The sequence below is a fragment of the Streptococcus oralis genome (genome assembly GCF_015561235.1).
In the GTDB taxonomy this organism is placed as follows: Bacteria; Bacillota; Bacilli; order Lactobacillales; family Streptococcaceae; genus Streptococcus; species Streptococcus oralis_BK.
In genome coordinates this window covers 53,240-68,905 of sequence record NZ_JADMTC010000003.1, presented here as the reverse complement: position 1 = coordinate 68,905, position 15,666 = coordinate 53,240, and the positions used below count along the sequence as shown (strand labels likewise).

Annotated in this window: 13 protein-coding genes, 1 tRNA gene and 1 riboswitch; of the genes, 3 read left to right on the top strand and 11 right to left on the bottom strand. The window is 40.7% G+C overall.

The genetic code is table 11. The annotated features are described in order from the left end of the window. Positions 1-47 precede the first annotated feature (47 nt). The 5 genes from I2H52_RS08605 to I2H52_RS08585 form a co-directional block, all read right to left on the bottom strand. Complete coding sequence (locus I2H52_RS08605; RefSeq protein WP_195595023.1) at positions 48-557, bottom strand: GNAT family N-acetyltransferase; 510 nt, start codon at positions 555-557, stop codon at positions 48-50. Further along, positions 557-1,603, bottom strand: coding sequence for a phenylalanine--tRNA ligase subunit alpha (pheS, locus tag I2H52_RS08600; protein ID WP_195595021.1), 1,047 nt, complete (start codon positions 1,601-1,603; stop codon positions 557-559). Before pheS ends, I2H52_RS08605 begins: the two co-directional genes overlap by 1 nt. Before the next feature lie 272 nt (positions 1,604-1,875). Next, positions 1,876-2,526 (bottom strand): phosphatase PAP2 family protein, encoded by a 651-nt coding sequence (locus I2H52_RS08595; RefSeq protein ID WP_045616464.1) that lies wholly within the window; start codon positions 2,524-2,526, stop codon positions 1,876-1,878. After that, entirely contained in the window at positions 2,516-3,079 is a 564-nt protein-coding gene (locus I2H52_RS08590; protein ID WP_045616465.1) for an ECF transporter S component, read from the bottom strand. Before I2H52_RS08590 ends, I2H52_RS08595 begins: the two co-directional genes overlap by 11 nt. A 153-nt stretch (positions 3,080-3,232) precedes the next feature. Further along, positions 3,233-3,450, bottom strand: a riboswitch (FMN riboswitch). Positions 3,451-3,490: 40 nt separating this feature from the next. Beyond that, on the bottom strand, positions 3,491-3,994 hold the full coding sequence (locus tag I2H52_RS08585; protein ID WP_045616466.1) for a tRNA (cytidine(34)-2'-O)-methyltransferase: 504 nt from the start codon (positions 3,992-3,994) through the stop codon (positions 3,491-3,493). Positions 3,995-4,394: 400 nt separating this feature from the next. On the opposite strand from I2H52_RS08585, the gene trkA reads away from it, so the two are divergent. Both trkA and I2H52_RS08575 read left to right on the top strand, forming a co-directional pair. After that, positions 4,395-5,744, top strand: coding sequence for a Trk system potassium transporter TrkA (trkA, locus tag I2H52_RS08580; protein WP_045616467.1), 1,350 nt, complete (start codon positions 4,395-4,397; stop codon positions 5,742-5,744). 3 nt (positions 5,745-5,747) lie between these two features. After that, positions 5,748-7,187: a TrkH family potassium uptake protein gene (locus I2H52_RS08575; RefSeq protein WP_195595019.1), complete on the top strand. Its 1,440-nt coding sequence runs from the start codon at positions 5,748-5,750 to the stop codon at positions 7,185-7,187. Positions 7,188-7,276: 89 nt separating this feature from the next. Here the strand turns inward: I2H52_RS08575 and I2H52_RS08570 are convergent, their stop codons facing one another. The 5 genes from I2H52_RS08570 to I2H52_RS08550 all read right to left on the bottom strand — a co-directional run bounded on the left by I2H52_RS08570 (position 7,277) and on the right by I2H52_RS08550 (position 13,761). Beyond that, positions 7,277-8,206 (bottom strand): ATP-binding cassette domain-containing protein, encoded by a 930-nt coding sequence (locus tag I2H52_RS08570; protein WP_001291306.1) that lies wholly within the window; start codon positions 8,204-8,206, stop codon positions 7,277-7,279. Between the two features lie 10 nt (positions 8,207-8,216). Further along, positions 8,217-9,284 carry an ABC transporter ATP-binding protein gene (locus tag I2H52_RS08565; protein ID WP_049479470.1) on the bottom strand — a complete coding sequence of 356 codons (1,068 nt, stop codon included), beginning with the start codon at positions 9,282-9,284 and terminating at the stop codon, positions 8,217-8,219. 8 nt (positions 9,285-9,292) lie between these two features. Then, a complete protein-coding gene (oppC, locus tag I2H52_RS08560) occupies positions 9,293-10,219 on the bottom strand; it encodes an oligopeptide ABC transporter permease OppC (protein WP_007522372.1) in 927 nt (308 codons plus the stop codon). Beyond that, positions 10,219-11,715: an ABC transporter permease gene (locus tag I2H52_RS08555; protein WP_195595017.1), complete on the bottom strand. Its 1,497-nt coding sequence runs from the start codon at positions 11,713-11,715 to the stop codon at positions 10,219-10,221. The genes oppC and I2H52_RS08555 overlap by 1 nt, the downstream gene beginning before the upstream one ends. 66 nt (positions 11,716-11,781) lie before the next feature. Further along, positions 11,782-13,761, bottom strand: a complete 1,980-nt coding sequence (locus tag I2H52_RS08550; protein ID WP_195595015.1) for a peptide ABC transporter substrate-binding protein — start codon at positions 13,759-13,761, stop codon at positions 11,782-11,784. A gap of 298 nt (positions 13,762-14,059) precedes the next feature. Here I2H52_RS08550 and I2H52_RS08545 point away from each other — a divergent pair. Next, positions 14,060-14,130, top strand: a tRNA-Cys gene (locus I2H52_RS08545). 134 nt (positions 14,131-14,264) lie between these two features. Here I2H52_RS08545 and I2H52_RS08540 read toward each other — a convergent pair. Next, positions 14,265-15,596, bottom strand: a complete 1,332-nt coding sequence (locus I2H52_RS08540; protein WP_084944893.1) for a hemolysin family protein — start codon at positions 15,594-15,596, stop codon at positions 14,265-14,267. Between the last annotated feature and the right edge of the window lie 70 nt (positions 15,597-15,666).

The following is a 15,666-nucleotide window of genomic DNA, read 5'->3' as shown; positions in this document are numbered from 1 at the left end:
CTCTGGTTCTTTTCCTTTCCTATCATTTCAATAGAAGAATCATCTTCTTACCTTAATTTCTTTTTCAGTAACCAATCCGTATCTACTTTTTGACCAACCATAAAATGATGTTGGCTAAATTTTTCAAAACCATATCGATTATAAAACGCTTGAGCTTTTGTATTATGCTCCCAAACACCTAGCCAAGCCCAGGAAAAACTATTTTTTGTAGCAAGTTCCAGAGCAAATTCAAAAAGCTGCTTACCAAGTCCAAATCCTTGGAATTTTTGTAGCACATAGAGACGTTGAATTTCAAAAGCGTCCTCTAATTCTCTCTCAGTTTGAGCACTTCCCCAGTTGACTTTGAGAAAACCAGCTATCTCCTCTTCATGCATAATGAAATAGGTTTCAGAGTCAGGATTTCCCAACTCAGTTGACAAAGTTTTCAGACTATAAGCCTCTTCAAAGTATTCCTGTAACTGCTCTTCCGTATTATCATGAGCAAATGTTTCACGAAAGGTTTGTTTGGCAATTTTAGCCAACAGTCCAACATCTGCGATTTCTACTTTTCTAATCATTATTTAAACTGTTCTGAGAAGCGGACATCTCCTTGGTAGAAGCCACGGATATCGTTGATACCATAACGGAGCATAGCTACACGCTCTTGTCCAAGGCCAAAGGCAAAACCAGAGTATACTGTCGCATCGATACCACTCATCTCAAGGACACGTGGGTGAACCATACCAGCACCCATGATTTCGATCCAACCTGTTTTCTTACATACGTTACAGCCATCTCCACCACACTTGAAGCAGGAAACATCCACCTCAACAGATGGCTCTGTGAATGGGAAGTAAGATGGACGCAGACGGATCTGACGCTCTTCACCAAACATTTTTTGCACAATCAACTGAAGCGTTCCTTGAAGGTCTGCCATAGAGATATTTTTCCCAACAACCAAGCCTTCGATTTGGTGGAACTGGTGACTGTGGGTTGCATCGTCCGTATCACGACGGAACACACGTCCTGGTGAGATCATTTTCAAAGGACCTTTTGAAAAATCATGAGCATCCATAGCACGCGCCTGAACTGGAGACGTGTGAGTACGAAGCAAGATTTCTTCTGTGATATAGAAAGTATCCTGCATATCACGGGCTGGGTGGTCTTTTGGAAGGTTCATACGCTCAAAGTTATAGTAGTCTTGCTCAACTTCAAAACCATCCACGACTTGGTAACCCATCCCAATGAAAATATCTTCGATTTCTTCACTGATTTGTGTTAAAACGTGACGGTGACCAGTCGCAACTGGGCGACCTGGAAGCGTCACATCAATACTCTCGCTAGCTAATTGCGCAGCTACTTTCTTTTCTTCCAAGAGTTTCGCTGTTTCTTCAAAGGCAGCCGTCAAGACATCACGAGCTTCATTGACGTGTTTCCCGATGACAGGGCGCATTTCAGCCGATACATCCTTCATCCCTTTAAGGATTTCAGTCAGTGAACCTTTTTTCCCAAGGACAGAGACACGTAATTCTTGCATCTCTTTTTCATTTTCAGCAGTAATCTGCTTCAAGCTAGCCAGCGTTTCTTCACGAAGCGCTTTTAATTGTTCTTCAATAGTTGACATAATTCCTCCATCAGTCGCTCGTAGATAAAAAGAAAACCACATGTCAAAAACTCCACTCGGAGCGTTGACACGCGGTACCATCCGTTTTCATCTGACAAGTCAGACCTTCATTTCTAAATCCATGCGCAAGTGAATTCACTCAGCTTTCATATAGAGAGCTTGCAGTCATGGCTCTCCTCCCTGATATACTTCCCTTGAGTTACTAGTCTTGCGGATTCCTATTCAATTACTACATAGTTTATCAAATTTTTACCATTCTTGCAAGACCTATCTCACTTCTGCTTGCCTTTAAATCGCCATTGGAAGCGGAGCTTATCATAGAAAGGAAACTCTATAAACAGGACTCCCAAGCCTACACAGAGACTAGCAAGGACATCTGATGGATAGTGAACTCCCAGATAGACCCTTGACACCAGGACACTGACTAGGTAGAAACCCAGCACGATTTGCACGATTTTTCTCCAGACTGGATTTTTCATCCGTTGACTGAGAATGACAATCAGAGTGCCGACCATCAAAGTTACAGCCAGAGAATGCCCACTTGGGAAGGAAAATCCCTTCTCCTCGACTAGATGTAAGATAGCTGGTCGTGGTCGCTGGTAGACATTTTTAAAAGTCACGATTAAAAGACCGGCTAAGGCTAGATTGCCCACCATGAAGTAGCTTTCTATCTTCCACTGCTTACGATAAAAGATAACGGCTGCAATGGCAACCCAGGTGATAATCACTGGGATATCGATCAGGCGTGTAAGGGCTCGGAACAGAACTGTCAAATAATCTGGCAAATCCCCACGAATAGCTGTCTGAATCGGTTGGTCAAAACCGACCAGCGTTTCGGGGTAAAACTTGACCATATAGCCAAGAAGGACGAAAAGTAAAAGGGCAAAACTGCCCTTCATTAAAAATGTTTGTTTATCTCTCATAATGTTTTAAGGTTGGTTTCAAGAGGACGTACAACAACCAGAATGAAACGGCAAAGATTACACCCTCAATCAAGTTAAAAGGCAAGACCATGGTCATGAGGTAATTGGAAAGTCCTATAATTTTTCCAATATCAAAGTTGGCAAACTTCGCGTACAAAGGAACAGCATAGACATAGTTGAGTACCAACATAGCCACAGTCAATCCGATAGTCCCCGCTAGAGATGCTAGTAGGAAACGAAGAGTGCTACGCTCCTTTTTCCAAATCAAACCAAAGGCGATAACAAAAACTCCCAAAGCTACGATATTCATTGGCAACCCAATGTAGGTATTCACTCCTTGGCTATTCAGAAGCAACTTCAAGAGTGAGCGAAGCAAGAGAATTCCTAGTGCAGCTGGCAAATCCATCACCACCAAGCCCACAAGGACTGGCAAGATACTAAACTCGATCTTGAGGAAGGTTGCCGCTGGCAAGAGCGGAAAGTCAAAGTACATCAGCACAAATGAAATGGCTGATAAAATCGCAATGGTCGAAATTCGACGTGTGTTTGTCATAACAGGTTCCTCCAATTTTCTATAAAATCAGAAGAAGTTGGAAAGGATCCCTCTATCTATTCTCACTTTTTATATCCCAAAAGTTCCCTCTCACTCATTTGAGCAAGCGGTTGCAATTCATCTATAAACTCATCAGAACAGACAAAGCCATTCTTTCGTCTTCTCCCATCCAGACTATACTGTCGGTTGTGGAATCGCACCACATCAGCTTGCGCTCGCGGACTTCTTTAACTAAGATATTTTGGATTAATCTAGGCGTCGCAGTCGAAGATAATACTTGAGTATATCGAGACAAGACAACGAAGAGTAAGCCAGAATAGCTAGTTAAAGTCACCGCCGGTCGGGAATCTCACCCAGCCCTGAAGACCCTTTAATCATAACAAAAAACGCTTGCAAGTGCAAGCATTTTGATTATTTCAATTTATCTGTTTCATAAACGTGAACAAGCTCAAGACCTGCAAAGTTCTGCTGGCGAAGGGCTTCGTAGACAATCATGCAGACGGTATTAGACACATTGAGACTGCGGACATGTTCATCATTCATCGGGATACGGAGAGCTTTCTCTGGATGTTCACGCATAAAGTCCTCTGGCAAACCCTTATCCTCACGTCCAAAGAGAAAATAATGGTCTTCGTCAGTCGATAAATCTACCTCAGAATACACTTTTTCAGCAAATTTTGAAATTAAATAGAGTTTACCCTTCATCTGAGACATAAAATCTTCCAAACTGTCGTAAAAATAAATCTCTAGCTTATCCCAATAATCCAACCCAGCTCGCTTCATCTTGCGGTCATCAATCGGAAATCCCATTGGTTTGATGATGTGAAGAGGAGAATTGGTCGCGGCGCAAGTACGCGCAATGTTGCCAGTATTTTGTGGAATCTGAGGTTCAAATAAAACAATGTGATTTGTCATAATTGGCTTCCTTTTATCATTGCAAAAAAATAGCCACACTGCCCGGAGTCAAGCTCAGCAAACAGCGTGGTTAAGGCGTCGTTAACTTACCTCACAACAGGTTTGAAGTAAATCAGCGAAACTACTTTCTTAGTATAACACTTTCAGAATCATTGTCAATAGAAATGACTTGATTTTTTTACTTTTTTGATAATATTTCCATACTTAGTCATTCTTTTTCTGAGAAAGGATATTAAATGAGCGAAATCATTTCATATAATAGACATTTCTATGAAAGGTGAGCAATTTTATCTTTTAAAACTTAAAAAAGGCTTTTCTTATCCTCTAAAATGGCTTGGCAAGTGCATTTTTTGCGAAAAAAGGGTATGATAGTTACATCATGAAAAAGTAGGGTTTTTATATGAAAATTGTCCTTGTTGGTGGAGGGAAAGTCGGTTTCGCCCTCTGTCGTTCATTGGTTGCAGAAAAACACGACGTTGTCCTCATCGAACAAGATGAGGCTGTTCTCGATCATATTGTCAGTCGCTTTGATATCATGGGATTCCTTGGAAATGGAGCAGACTTTGCTATCTTAGAGCAAGCCGGCGTTCAAGAGTGTGATATCTTTATCGCTCTAACGGAACACGATGAAGTGAATATGATTTCAGCAGTACTTGCTAAAAAAATGGGCGCTAAAGAAACTATCGTTCGGGTGCGAAATCCTGAATACTCCAATGCCTATTTCAAAGAGAAAAATATTCTTGGTTTCTCACTTATCGTCAACCCAGAACTCCTAGCCGCTCGTGCTATCTCAAATATCATTGATTTCCCTAATGCACTCTCAGTTGAGCGGTTCTCAGGGGGACGGGTCAACCTGATGGAGTTTGTTGTCAAAGATTCCAGTGGTCTCTGTCAAATGCCAATCTCAGATTTTCGTAAAAAATTTGGCAATATCATTGTCTGCGCTATGGAACGAGATCATCAACTTATGATTCCGAGCGGTGATATCACGATTCAGGATAGAGATAGAATTTTTGTTACTGGGAATCGTGTGGATATGATGCTCTTCCATAACTATTTCAAATCACGTGCAGTGAAAAGCTTACTCATCGTTGGTGCTGGAAAAATTGCTTATTACCTACTTGGCATTTTAAAAGATAGCCGTATTGACACTAAAGTTATCGAGATTAATCCTGAGAGAGCTCGTCTCTTCAGTGAAAAATTTCCAAATCTCTATATTGTGCAGGGAGATGGAACTGCCAAAGATATCTTACTTGAGGAAAGTGCTCCCAACTATGATGCAGTTGCAACTTTGACTGGGGTTGATGAGGAAAACATCATTACCTCTATGTTCTTAGACCGTGTTGGTGTCCATAAGAATATCACTAAGGTGAATCGAACTAGCCTTTTAGAGATTATCCATGCACCTGATTTTTCAAGTATCATCACACCTAAAAGCATCGCAGTGGATACCATTATGCACTTTATCCGTGGTCGAGTAAACGCTCAATACTCAGACCTTCAAGCCATGCACCATCTAGCAAACGGTCAAATTGAAACTCTTCAATTCCAAATTAAGGAAGCTAATAAAATGACTGCCAAACCTCTTTCACATCTGAAATTGAAGAAAGGGGTTCTCATCGCAGCCATTATCCGAAAAGGAAAAACAATCTTCCCTACTGGAGAGGATAGGCTTGAGGTAGGAGATCAGTTACTCGTGACGACCTTATTACCAAATATCACCAAGATTTATGATCTGATTGAGAGGTAAAAGATGAATAAAAGTATGATTCGTTACCTCCTCTCAAAACTTCTCTTGATTGAGGCGATTCTCCTCCTAGTGCCCGTTAGCGTAGCAACCTATTATCAAGAATCCAGCCAAGTATTTACAGCTCTCTTTACAACAATTGGAATTTTAATACTTCTTGGTAGCTTGGGAATTTTACGGAAACCCAAAAATCAGCGAATTTATACTAAGGAGGGAGTCTTAATCGTCGCCCTCTGTTGGATTCTATGGTCTTTCTTTGGAGCGCTTCCCTTTGTCTTTTCAGGACAAATCCCAAGTGTCATCGATGCCTTCTTTGAAATCAGTTCTGGCTTTACAACTACTGGAGCAACTATTCTGAACGACGTTTCTGTTCTCAGCCGTTCCCTCCTCTTCTGGCGAAGTTTTACTCACTTGATTGGAGGGATGGGGGTACTCGTCTTCGCGCTTGCCATTATGGACAATGCCAAGAATAGTCACTTAGAGGTGATGAAGGCTGAGGTCCCTGGGCCTGTCTTCGGTAAGGTTGTATCCAAACTAAAAAATACTGCCCAGATCCTCTATCTGCTTTATTTAGGGCTCTTCTCACTTTTTGTAGTCATCTACTATCTAGCTGGTATGTCCCTATTTGATAGCTTTGTCATCGCTATGGGAACGGCAGGAACTGGGGGCTTTACCGTCTATAACGACGGAATTGCCCACTACGGTAGCTCACTCATCACCTACCTAGTTAGTATCGGAGTTCTGGTTTTTGGGGTTAACTTCAATCTCTACTACTACCTCATGCTCCGTCGGGTTAAGGCTTTCTTGGGAGATGAAGAACTACGAGCATATATCATCATTGTCCTAGTTTCTACAGGCTTGATTACGCTTAATACACTCCACCTCTATCAAGGTGTCTCTAAGAGTGTTGAAATGGCCTTCTTCCAGGTTTCCAATATCATCACGACAACAGGTTTTGGTTACGGAGATATTACCAACTGGCCCCTCTTCTCCCAATTTATCCTCCTCTTCCTCATGGGAATCGGTGGATCAGCTGGCTCAACTGCAGGTGGTCTTAAGGTGATCAGAGGACTTATCCTCTCTAAAATCGCAAAAAATCAGATTTTGTCCATCTTATCCCCTCACCGTGTTTTGACTCTACACGTCAATAAAACTGTGATTGATAAGGATACCCAGCACAAGATTCTTAAATATTTTGCTATCTATATGATGATTATTCTCTCTCTCATCTTTATCGTCAGTCTTGATAGCAATGATTTTCTAGTCGTGACCAGTGCTGTCTTCAGCTGTTTTAACAATATCGGACCTATTCTAGGTACGACCTCGAGTTTTGCCATCTTTAGCCCCATCTCTAAAATCCTCCTCTCCTTTGCAATGATTGCAGGTCGCTTAGAGATTTACCCAATTTTGCTACTCTTTATGAGACGTACCTGGTCTAAACGCTAATGATAATACAATTCCCCTTTTACAAGCTAGTAGAAGGGGAAATTTTTCTATAAAAAATGAGAAGACCTTTCGGTCCTCTCCTAGTCTGTTTATTTTTTAAGAGCTTCTTTGTATCGAGCAAGTTCCGCTTGGTTAGCCCAAACATAGTGACCTGGACGAATCTCTACCATAGATGGCTTGTCTGTCTCATAGTCATGTTGGTCAGGATCGTAAACTTTCAAGACTTTCTTGCGTTCCAAGATTGGGTCTGGAATCGGCACAGCAGATAGAAGCGCCTGAGTATATGGGTGGACAGGATTGTTAAACAACTCCTCTGTCTCCGCAACTTCGACGATAACTCCCTTATAGATAACCGCGATACGATCTGAGATAAAGCGAACAACTGACAAGTCATGGGCGATAAAGAGATAAGTCAAGCCCAACTCTTTTTGGAACTTCTTGAGCAAGTTTAAGACTTGCGCACGCACTGATACGTCCAAGGCTGAAATTGGCTCATCCGCAATAACGAAATCAGGTTCCATCACAAGAGCACGGGCAATCCCGATACGCTGGCGTTGACCACCAGAAAACTCGTGTGGGTAACGGGTCAAGTGTTCTTTCAAAAGCCCAACTTCATGAATCATCTTTTGAACTTTTTCTTTTCGATCTTCTTCGTCTTTGAACAAGTGGTAGTTGTAAAGACCTTCAGAGATGATATAGTCAACTGTTGCACGCTCATTCAAGCTGGCTGCAGGGTCCTGGAAAATCATCTGGATGCGACGGATCAAATCTGATGATTCCTTATGAGATTTTTTCCCATTAATTTTATGACCATCAAAGATGATTTCACCTTTACTAGTATTATTTAGACCAATAATAGCACGACCAATGGTTGTTTTCCCACTACCAGACTCACCTACAAGAGAGAAGGTTTCTCCCTTGTTGATAAAGAAGTTGGCGTTTTTAACCGCGACAAACTTCTTACTTCCTTCACCGAAGGAAATTTCTAAATCTTTAATTTCTACTAATTTTTCAGACATTTCCTTCCTCCTAGTCTTCTAGATGAGCAAAGCCCATTTTATCACGAATCTTGTCATGCAAATCTGCAATGACCCCAGGTTTTTCAACTTTAGGAGCATTCTCATGAAGCAACCAAGTCTTAGCCCAGTGGGTATCCGTGACTGAAAACTGAGGTGCTTTCTGTTCAAAGTCAATTTGCATCGCATAATCTGAACGAAGGGCAAAGGCATCACCTTTCAACTCAGTATAAAGAGACGGTGGTGTTCCTGGGATAGAGTACAATTCCCCTTTATCATCAGCAAGCTGAGGCAAGCTAGACAAGAGACTCCAAGTATATGGATGACGTGGGTCGTAGAAAACTTCCTCAACAGTTCCATATTCTACAATTTCACCAGCATACATAACCGCTACCTTATCGGCAATACTTGCTACCACACCAAGGTCATGGGTGATAAAAATAATGGTAAAGTGGTACTCATTTTGCAAGGTTTTAAGCAAATCAATGATTTGCGCTTGAATGGTTACATCAAGGGCCGTTGTTGGCTCGTCACAGATCAAGATATCTGGACGACAGGCAAGGGCAATCGCAATAACGATACGTTGGCGCATCCCTCCAGAATATTGGAAAGGATACTCTTCAAAACGTTTTTCAGCATCTGGGATTCCGACCTTATTCATATAGTCGATTGCCATCTCTTTGGCTTCCTTAGCTGTTTTTCCTTGGTGTTTAACGATAACTTCAGTGATTTGGCTACCGATTGTATTGATTGGGTCCAAACTTGTCATAGGATCTTGGAAGATGGTCGCAATTTTAGCACCACGAATCTTCTCCCATTCCTTGTTAGAAGTAAGAGCGGTCAAGTCTTGTCCACGATAGTCGATGCTTCCTTGGGCAATACGTCCATTGTCTTCTAACATCCCTGTAAAGGTTTTTGTTAAAACAGATTTACCAGAACCGGACTCACCTACCAAGGCCAGAACTTCTCCTTCAATCAGGTCCAGAGACACTCCTCGGATAGCTGTCAGAACTTTGTCACGAACGTCAAATTCCACGACAATATCACGAGCAGTCAAAATTACATTATTTTCTTTTGTCATGTCTACTCCTATCTATGTGTACGTGGATCACTAGCATCCGCTAGGTTTTGACCAACAACGAAGAGAGATAGGGACACCAAGATCAAGGTTGTCAACGGAATCCAGAATAAGTAAGCGTTGGTCGTAACGTTTTGTGAGTAATCTGAGATCAAGCGTCCCAGACTTGGCACTGTTACAGGCAATCCCAATCCAAAGAAGGAGAGGAAGGCTTCATAAGAGATGAAGCTTGGCAACATCAAGGTCATCGTAGAAACAATAACGGATACCAATTGTGGCATGATATTTTTAACGATGATTTTAAAGGTTGGTGTTCCAAGTGTTTGGGAAGCAAGATTGTATTCCAAGTCACGGTAACGCATGATTTGGATACGAATCATATAAGCAATCCCAATCCAAGTTGTCACACTCATGGCAAAAATCAGATTCCAGAAACCAGCACCGATTGAGTAAGTCAAGACAATGACAATCAAGAGAGATGGAATGTTTGAAATAATGTTATAAACTTCCATCATGACACGGTCTACAGATTTTGAAATTCCCCAAATTCCACCAACAATAACCCCGATCACAAGGTTGATAAAAGTGGCAATTACAGAGATAAGAATTGAATTACGCGCACCAAACCAAACCCCATCAAACAAGGATTTACCATTGCTATCTGTACCAAACCAATGTTCAGCATTGGGCTTGATAAAACGAGCAGAGAAGTCATTGACCTTACTTACATCGTTGAAATCAAAATCTGAGAACATTGGGTAAATAAAACTCATCAAGATAATGGCAACCAAAATCCCCAACATAATGACTGTTGATTTTTTCTTTAGAAATTGTCTAAATACAGAACCCCAGTATGAATAGGCAGGGGCGTCAATTGTTTCAGAGGCAAAATCGTCACGTTTTACGAACTGAAATTTTTCTTTATCGATTGTTGACATTATTTGCCTCCTTTCTCTGTCAATTTAATACGTGGGTCAAGCATGGTCATCCAGATATCTCCTACAAAGAGTGAGAAGATAGAAATACATGTGAAGATGAAGACAAGACCAACTACCATTGAGTTATTTGATGCCTTAACAGAGTCAATCAACATTTTACCCATACCTGGGAAAGCAAAGACTGTTTCTGTCAATGTTGCACCACCGATAACCCCGATTACGGCACCAGGAATACCTGAAACCAAAGGAACCATGGCGTTTTTAAAGATGTGTTTATTTGAAATTTCTTTTTCAGACAAACCTTTGGCACGCGCAAAACGTACAAAGTCCTGAGATTGCAAGTCGATCATGTAACGACGAATCCAGATAGCTGTACTTGGCGCACCCAACAAACCTAGAATGACTGCTGGCAAGACATATGAACGCCAATCTCCAGCCCCCAAGATAGGGAATGAATCAGGCAGACCAATAGATGAGCCAATCAAACGCACGATATAAACCAAGGCAATCGTTGGAAGGGCAAGCAAGAAGGTAAGAGCACCTGTCGAGAAGCTATCAATCCAAGTATTCTTGTGGCGAGCCATGGCAGATCCAAGTGGAATCGCAATCGCATACGAAATAATCAAACCGATCAAACCAGCAACAGCTGAACTTGCAATCATAGATGGGTATTGATAATTGCTTTCTGTAGCTGTATATGGATCGTCTTTACCATAGTTGGCTACTTCACGCGCGTCTGCTTGACTTGGAGATTTGTAGGTACGAGAGTAAATATCTACAGATGAAGTCTTTTTACCTGTAGGGAATTGAACTTCTGATGTCTTAGTTTGTCCCTGACCTTGTGTGATAACTTGAAGCACTGGTGTGTTTGCATAAGTTGGGTAAGAATCTCCCAAGTTAATGTTCACAAAGTTTTGGTGTATAAATGGGAATTGATTGTTGAAATACAAAAGGTATTTATGTTTTGTACCTGAACCAACCAATGACCAACCGATAGCAGGATCATTTTCAAAACGAAGATAACGTTGCAAGTTTGGATTTTCAGGGTCTTGAATCTTGTTTGGATGATCAATATCAATCAAGTTCGCATAGAATTTGAAAACACGTTCAAAAATTGGAATTTCACGCGTAGCATAGAATTGACCACTTTCTGAGAACACACCGAGTGTCCAACCATTTCCTAGTTGGTTGATGTATTTTTCATAGATTGCCTTATTGGTATCATTGGCATCCACTGTTACAGATGAGTCCATCGTGCTCGCTCTTTCTTGCAACTCTTTGGTATCGTAGTACTCGATATAACCCATCCGTTCATAAACGGTATTTTCATAATTATCCCGCTTGTCCGGCGTCGTTGCAATCTTGTTATAGTTGGTATCCTGCTTGAAAATCAATTTTCGAGGAACCATCGTATAAATAATTGTGTATGTCAAGGTTGTCACCAAGAAAATAGACAACAATGAACGCAATACACGCATAAAAATATATTTCTTCATATCGTTTCCTTTTAAAATCCCAAAAGAACCTTCTCCTCATGGAGAGAAAGTTCTCTTGAGAGTTATTTATTTAACGTGATTAGCCAATTCTTTTTGAACTTTTTCGTTTGATTCTTTTTTCTCTTTGAGCCATTTTTCACGAGCTTGTTCATAATCAGCTTTTGTTACAACCTTGTCTTGTAACTGAATATACTTAAAGTATACGTCTGAGCCCTTATCTCCAGATTGACTGTATGATGCAGAGAAAGGCACAACACGAGAAATGATTGGTGCAGCACCACTTGATGACATAGCTGGCAAGAAGAGTGAGCTATCTGTCAACCAAGCTTGGGCAGCCGCATATTTTTCATAACGAACATTCAAGTCACTTGTTTCTTTTCCTGCTTCATCAACTAACTTATCGTATTCTTTCAAACCAACTTGAGCCGCTGCAGCATTATCTGCACCTTCGTAACCCATATAGGTTTTTGTTTGTTCAGCATTCGTTGTTTTCAAGATATCAAGGTAAGTTGATGGATCTTCATAGTCAGGGTTCCATCCAACAGCACCTGAGAGATCCCAATCTTCTGCCGCTGCGCTAGCTGCGTAGTATGTAATATTCTGTAGTTCATCTGTAGTGATTTGTTGGATATCGATGACTACGTTTTCTTCTCCAAGTACTGTCTCAACGGATTGTTTGAAGGATTGAATACGTGCGATATAGTTTTTAGATGTTTGGTCTACTGGGATATCCAAGTGGATAGGGAATTTCACACCTTCTGCTTGCAATGCTGTTTTAGCTTTGGCAAATTCGGCTTTGGCTTTATCGGCGTTGAAAAGTCCATCTTGACCATCCGCAAAGTTTACATTCTTCCATTCATCACCGTAAGCCGCCATCTTTTCAGTTACCAAGTCACCGAAAGTTTTTTCGCCTGCAGAGACAAAGTCTGGTTTTACAAAGAGGTTACGAACGGCACGAGGAGCACCTTCTTTACCATTTACTTGAGCTGAATAAGACGTACGGTCAAAGGCAAAGTTCAAGGCTTGACGGAAGTCCTTGTTAAGAAGGGCTTTCTTAGTAGAAGTCTTCTCTTCGTCAGTTGTCTTAGAAGTGTATTTGTAACCTTGGCGGTCAATATTCACACCCAAACCACCAATACCAGGTCCTGATGGGGTGTAGAAGATATTTTCCTTGTAGGTTTCTTCTACTTTAGAGTAGTTTGAACTTGTTGGATAAAGACGGGCATAGCTATAAGCTCCACTTGTAAAGTTACGTTCAATTGACTCTTGGTCTGAACCATCATAGTAAGCAAGGGTTACTTTATCAATGTGAACATTATCTTTGTCCCAGTAATTTTCATTCTTAGCGAACTCAATAGAAGACTTAGCAGTCAAACCTTTCAGTAAGAACGGACCATTGTAAAGCAATGATGTAGGGTCAGTCGCTTTAGCAAAGTCAGATCCTTTTGATTTTTCAAATTCTTCGTTCAATGGCCAGAAGATTGCGTAGGCCATCTTAGAGTTCCAGTATGGTTCTGGTTGGTTCAAAGTATACTCAAGAGTATAATCATCAACTGCTTTCACACCTACTGAAGAAAAGTCTTTTGTATTACCTGCTAAATAATCAGACAATCCTTTAACAGAATTTTCTGCTAGGTAAATTGCTTCTGATTTTTTATCAGCTGCGTGTTTCAAGCCATTTACAAAGTCTTTGGCTGTTACTTCAGCATACTCTTCACCATCTGATGTCATCCATTTAACACCTTTACGAATCTTGTAGGTATAAGTCAAACCGTCTTTTGAAACGGACCAGTCTTCTGCAACTGCAGGGACTAGATTCCCATACTTGTCGTTTGTGAAGAGACCATCGATACCATTTGAAGTGGCAATCTTAGTACTTTGTTTCCCTGAAATGAGGTAATCCAACGTTTCTGGGTCAGCTGAATAAACATAGCCATAATTTTTTGGCGCTGTTGAATCAGATGATTTTGAAGAACCACAAGCAGCTAGTACTCCTGCCGCTAATAAAGCAACTCCTGCTGCAACAAATACTCTACTTTTTTTCATGTTTTTAACTCCTCTTGAAAAATTTAGGCTTATTGGAAATTATAACATATATTTTTTAAAAAGTAAACGAATTTTCAGAATATTTAGGCGCATTTCCTCAAAAAACTTCTATTTGTCAAAATTTCTACATTCTTTGTTTGTTTCTGCAAGAAATATTTTCTAGTCTGACCCTCTTTAGAACGGGATTTTTACAAGATTTTTCTCACTTCCTCAATCATCATCTGTTTTCTTAAATTGGATTTTAGAATAAGAAACTATTGACGGGAAATGATTTTCAAGGTATAATAATAAACGTTGAGGCGGTATAGCCAAGTGGTAAGGCACGGCTCTGCAAAAGCTTGATCGTCGGTTCAAATCCGTCTACCGCCTTTCAGTACCTGAATTAACAGGAATTAACCAAATGAAAAGCTCGTAAAACCGGGCTTTTTTATTATTCCTAATAAATGGGGTATAACTGAACCTACCATCTAGATTTACAAAAAGCAGTGACTCAAGTCACTGCTTTATTCTGTTTCTTCTTCAAGTTCTAGTTCTGTGATTTGAACTTTTACCTTGGTAACACGTCCATTTTTCACCTTATCGTTGGTCAGGACGATTTGCTTGTTTTGACTGACCAGTTCATAACTGATTTTTTCAGTTGTTGGAATCGTACCAACACCCGTCAAATAATAACCGGCGATGGTATCCACATCATCGCTTTCTAGTTCGACACCAAAGTAGTTATTGAAGTCGTTAAGATTCATGGTTCCCTGTACAATATAGGTGTCCTCACCGATTTGATGGACTTCGATTTCTGCCCTATCGGTCTCGTCATCAATCTCACCGACAATCTCTTCTAAAAGATCTTCCAGAGTTACCAAACCAGCCATACCACCATATTCATCGAGCAAAATGGCCATTTGTCTTTGGGTATTTCGCAATTCTTTTAGCAAGTCATCCACAAAAATAGTTTCAGGAACAAAGAGTGGATCTTGTAAGATCTTCTTCCAGACAATATTTTCAAAGCCATCTGCATAGGCAGCGTTTAGCAAACGCTTGGTATGAATCAAACCAATCACATTGTCCTTATCCCCATCATAAACAGGGATACGTGAGAAATTTTGCTTTAGAATACTTTGGATAATGGTTTGACTATCATCCTGAATATCCACCATAAAGGCATCCGTCCGAGGAACCATGACTTCTCTCGCCATCAGCTCATCTAGAGAGAAAATCCCTTGTAACATCTCGATTTCGTCTGCATCCAAAGTTTCCTCACTTTTGGTCAACATGTACTCAATTTCATCTCGAGTCATTTTTTCATCCGCATCATCAAAGGTCATTGGCGTTAAACGACTCAAGAGATTGGTTGAAGCAGATAACAACCAGACAAAGGGACTGACAATCTTCCCAAGCCCAATGATAATCGGAACAGAGCGAATGGCTAAGGCATCTTTTAGATTAAGGGCAATCCGTTTAGGATAGAGTTCACCAAAAACAATAGAGATGTAGGTCAAGAATGCCAAAGAGAGGAAACTTGCAATGGCATAAGTTGTTTCTCCATTCCCCATCCAAGAGGCAATTACTTGTCCAAGTGTATCTGCCAATTTTGCCCCTGACAAGATCGTGATCAAGGTGATACCGACTTGAATGGTTGATAAAAAGTGGTTAGGATTTTCAAGTACCTTTAACAAACGAATGTAACGTTTGTCTCCCTCTTCTGCCTTTTGCTCCACTCGGGAACGGTTTAGTGACACCATCGCCATTTCAGTGGCTGAGAAAAAAGCATTTAACAGGGTCAAGATAAATAACAATACAAACTGTAGCAACAAATTCTGACTGCTCGGGTCTTCCATAGTCCTTCTCCTAAAATAGTATCTTGTGTTCCATTATATCATAAAATCCATCAGGATTCACATTATTTTT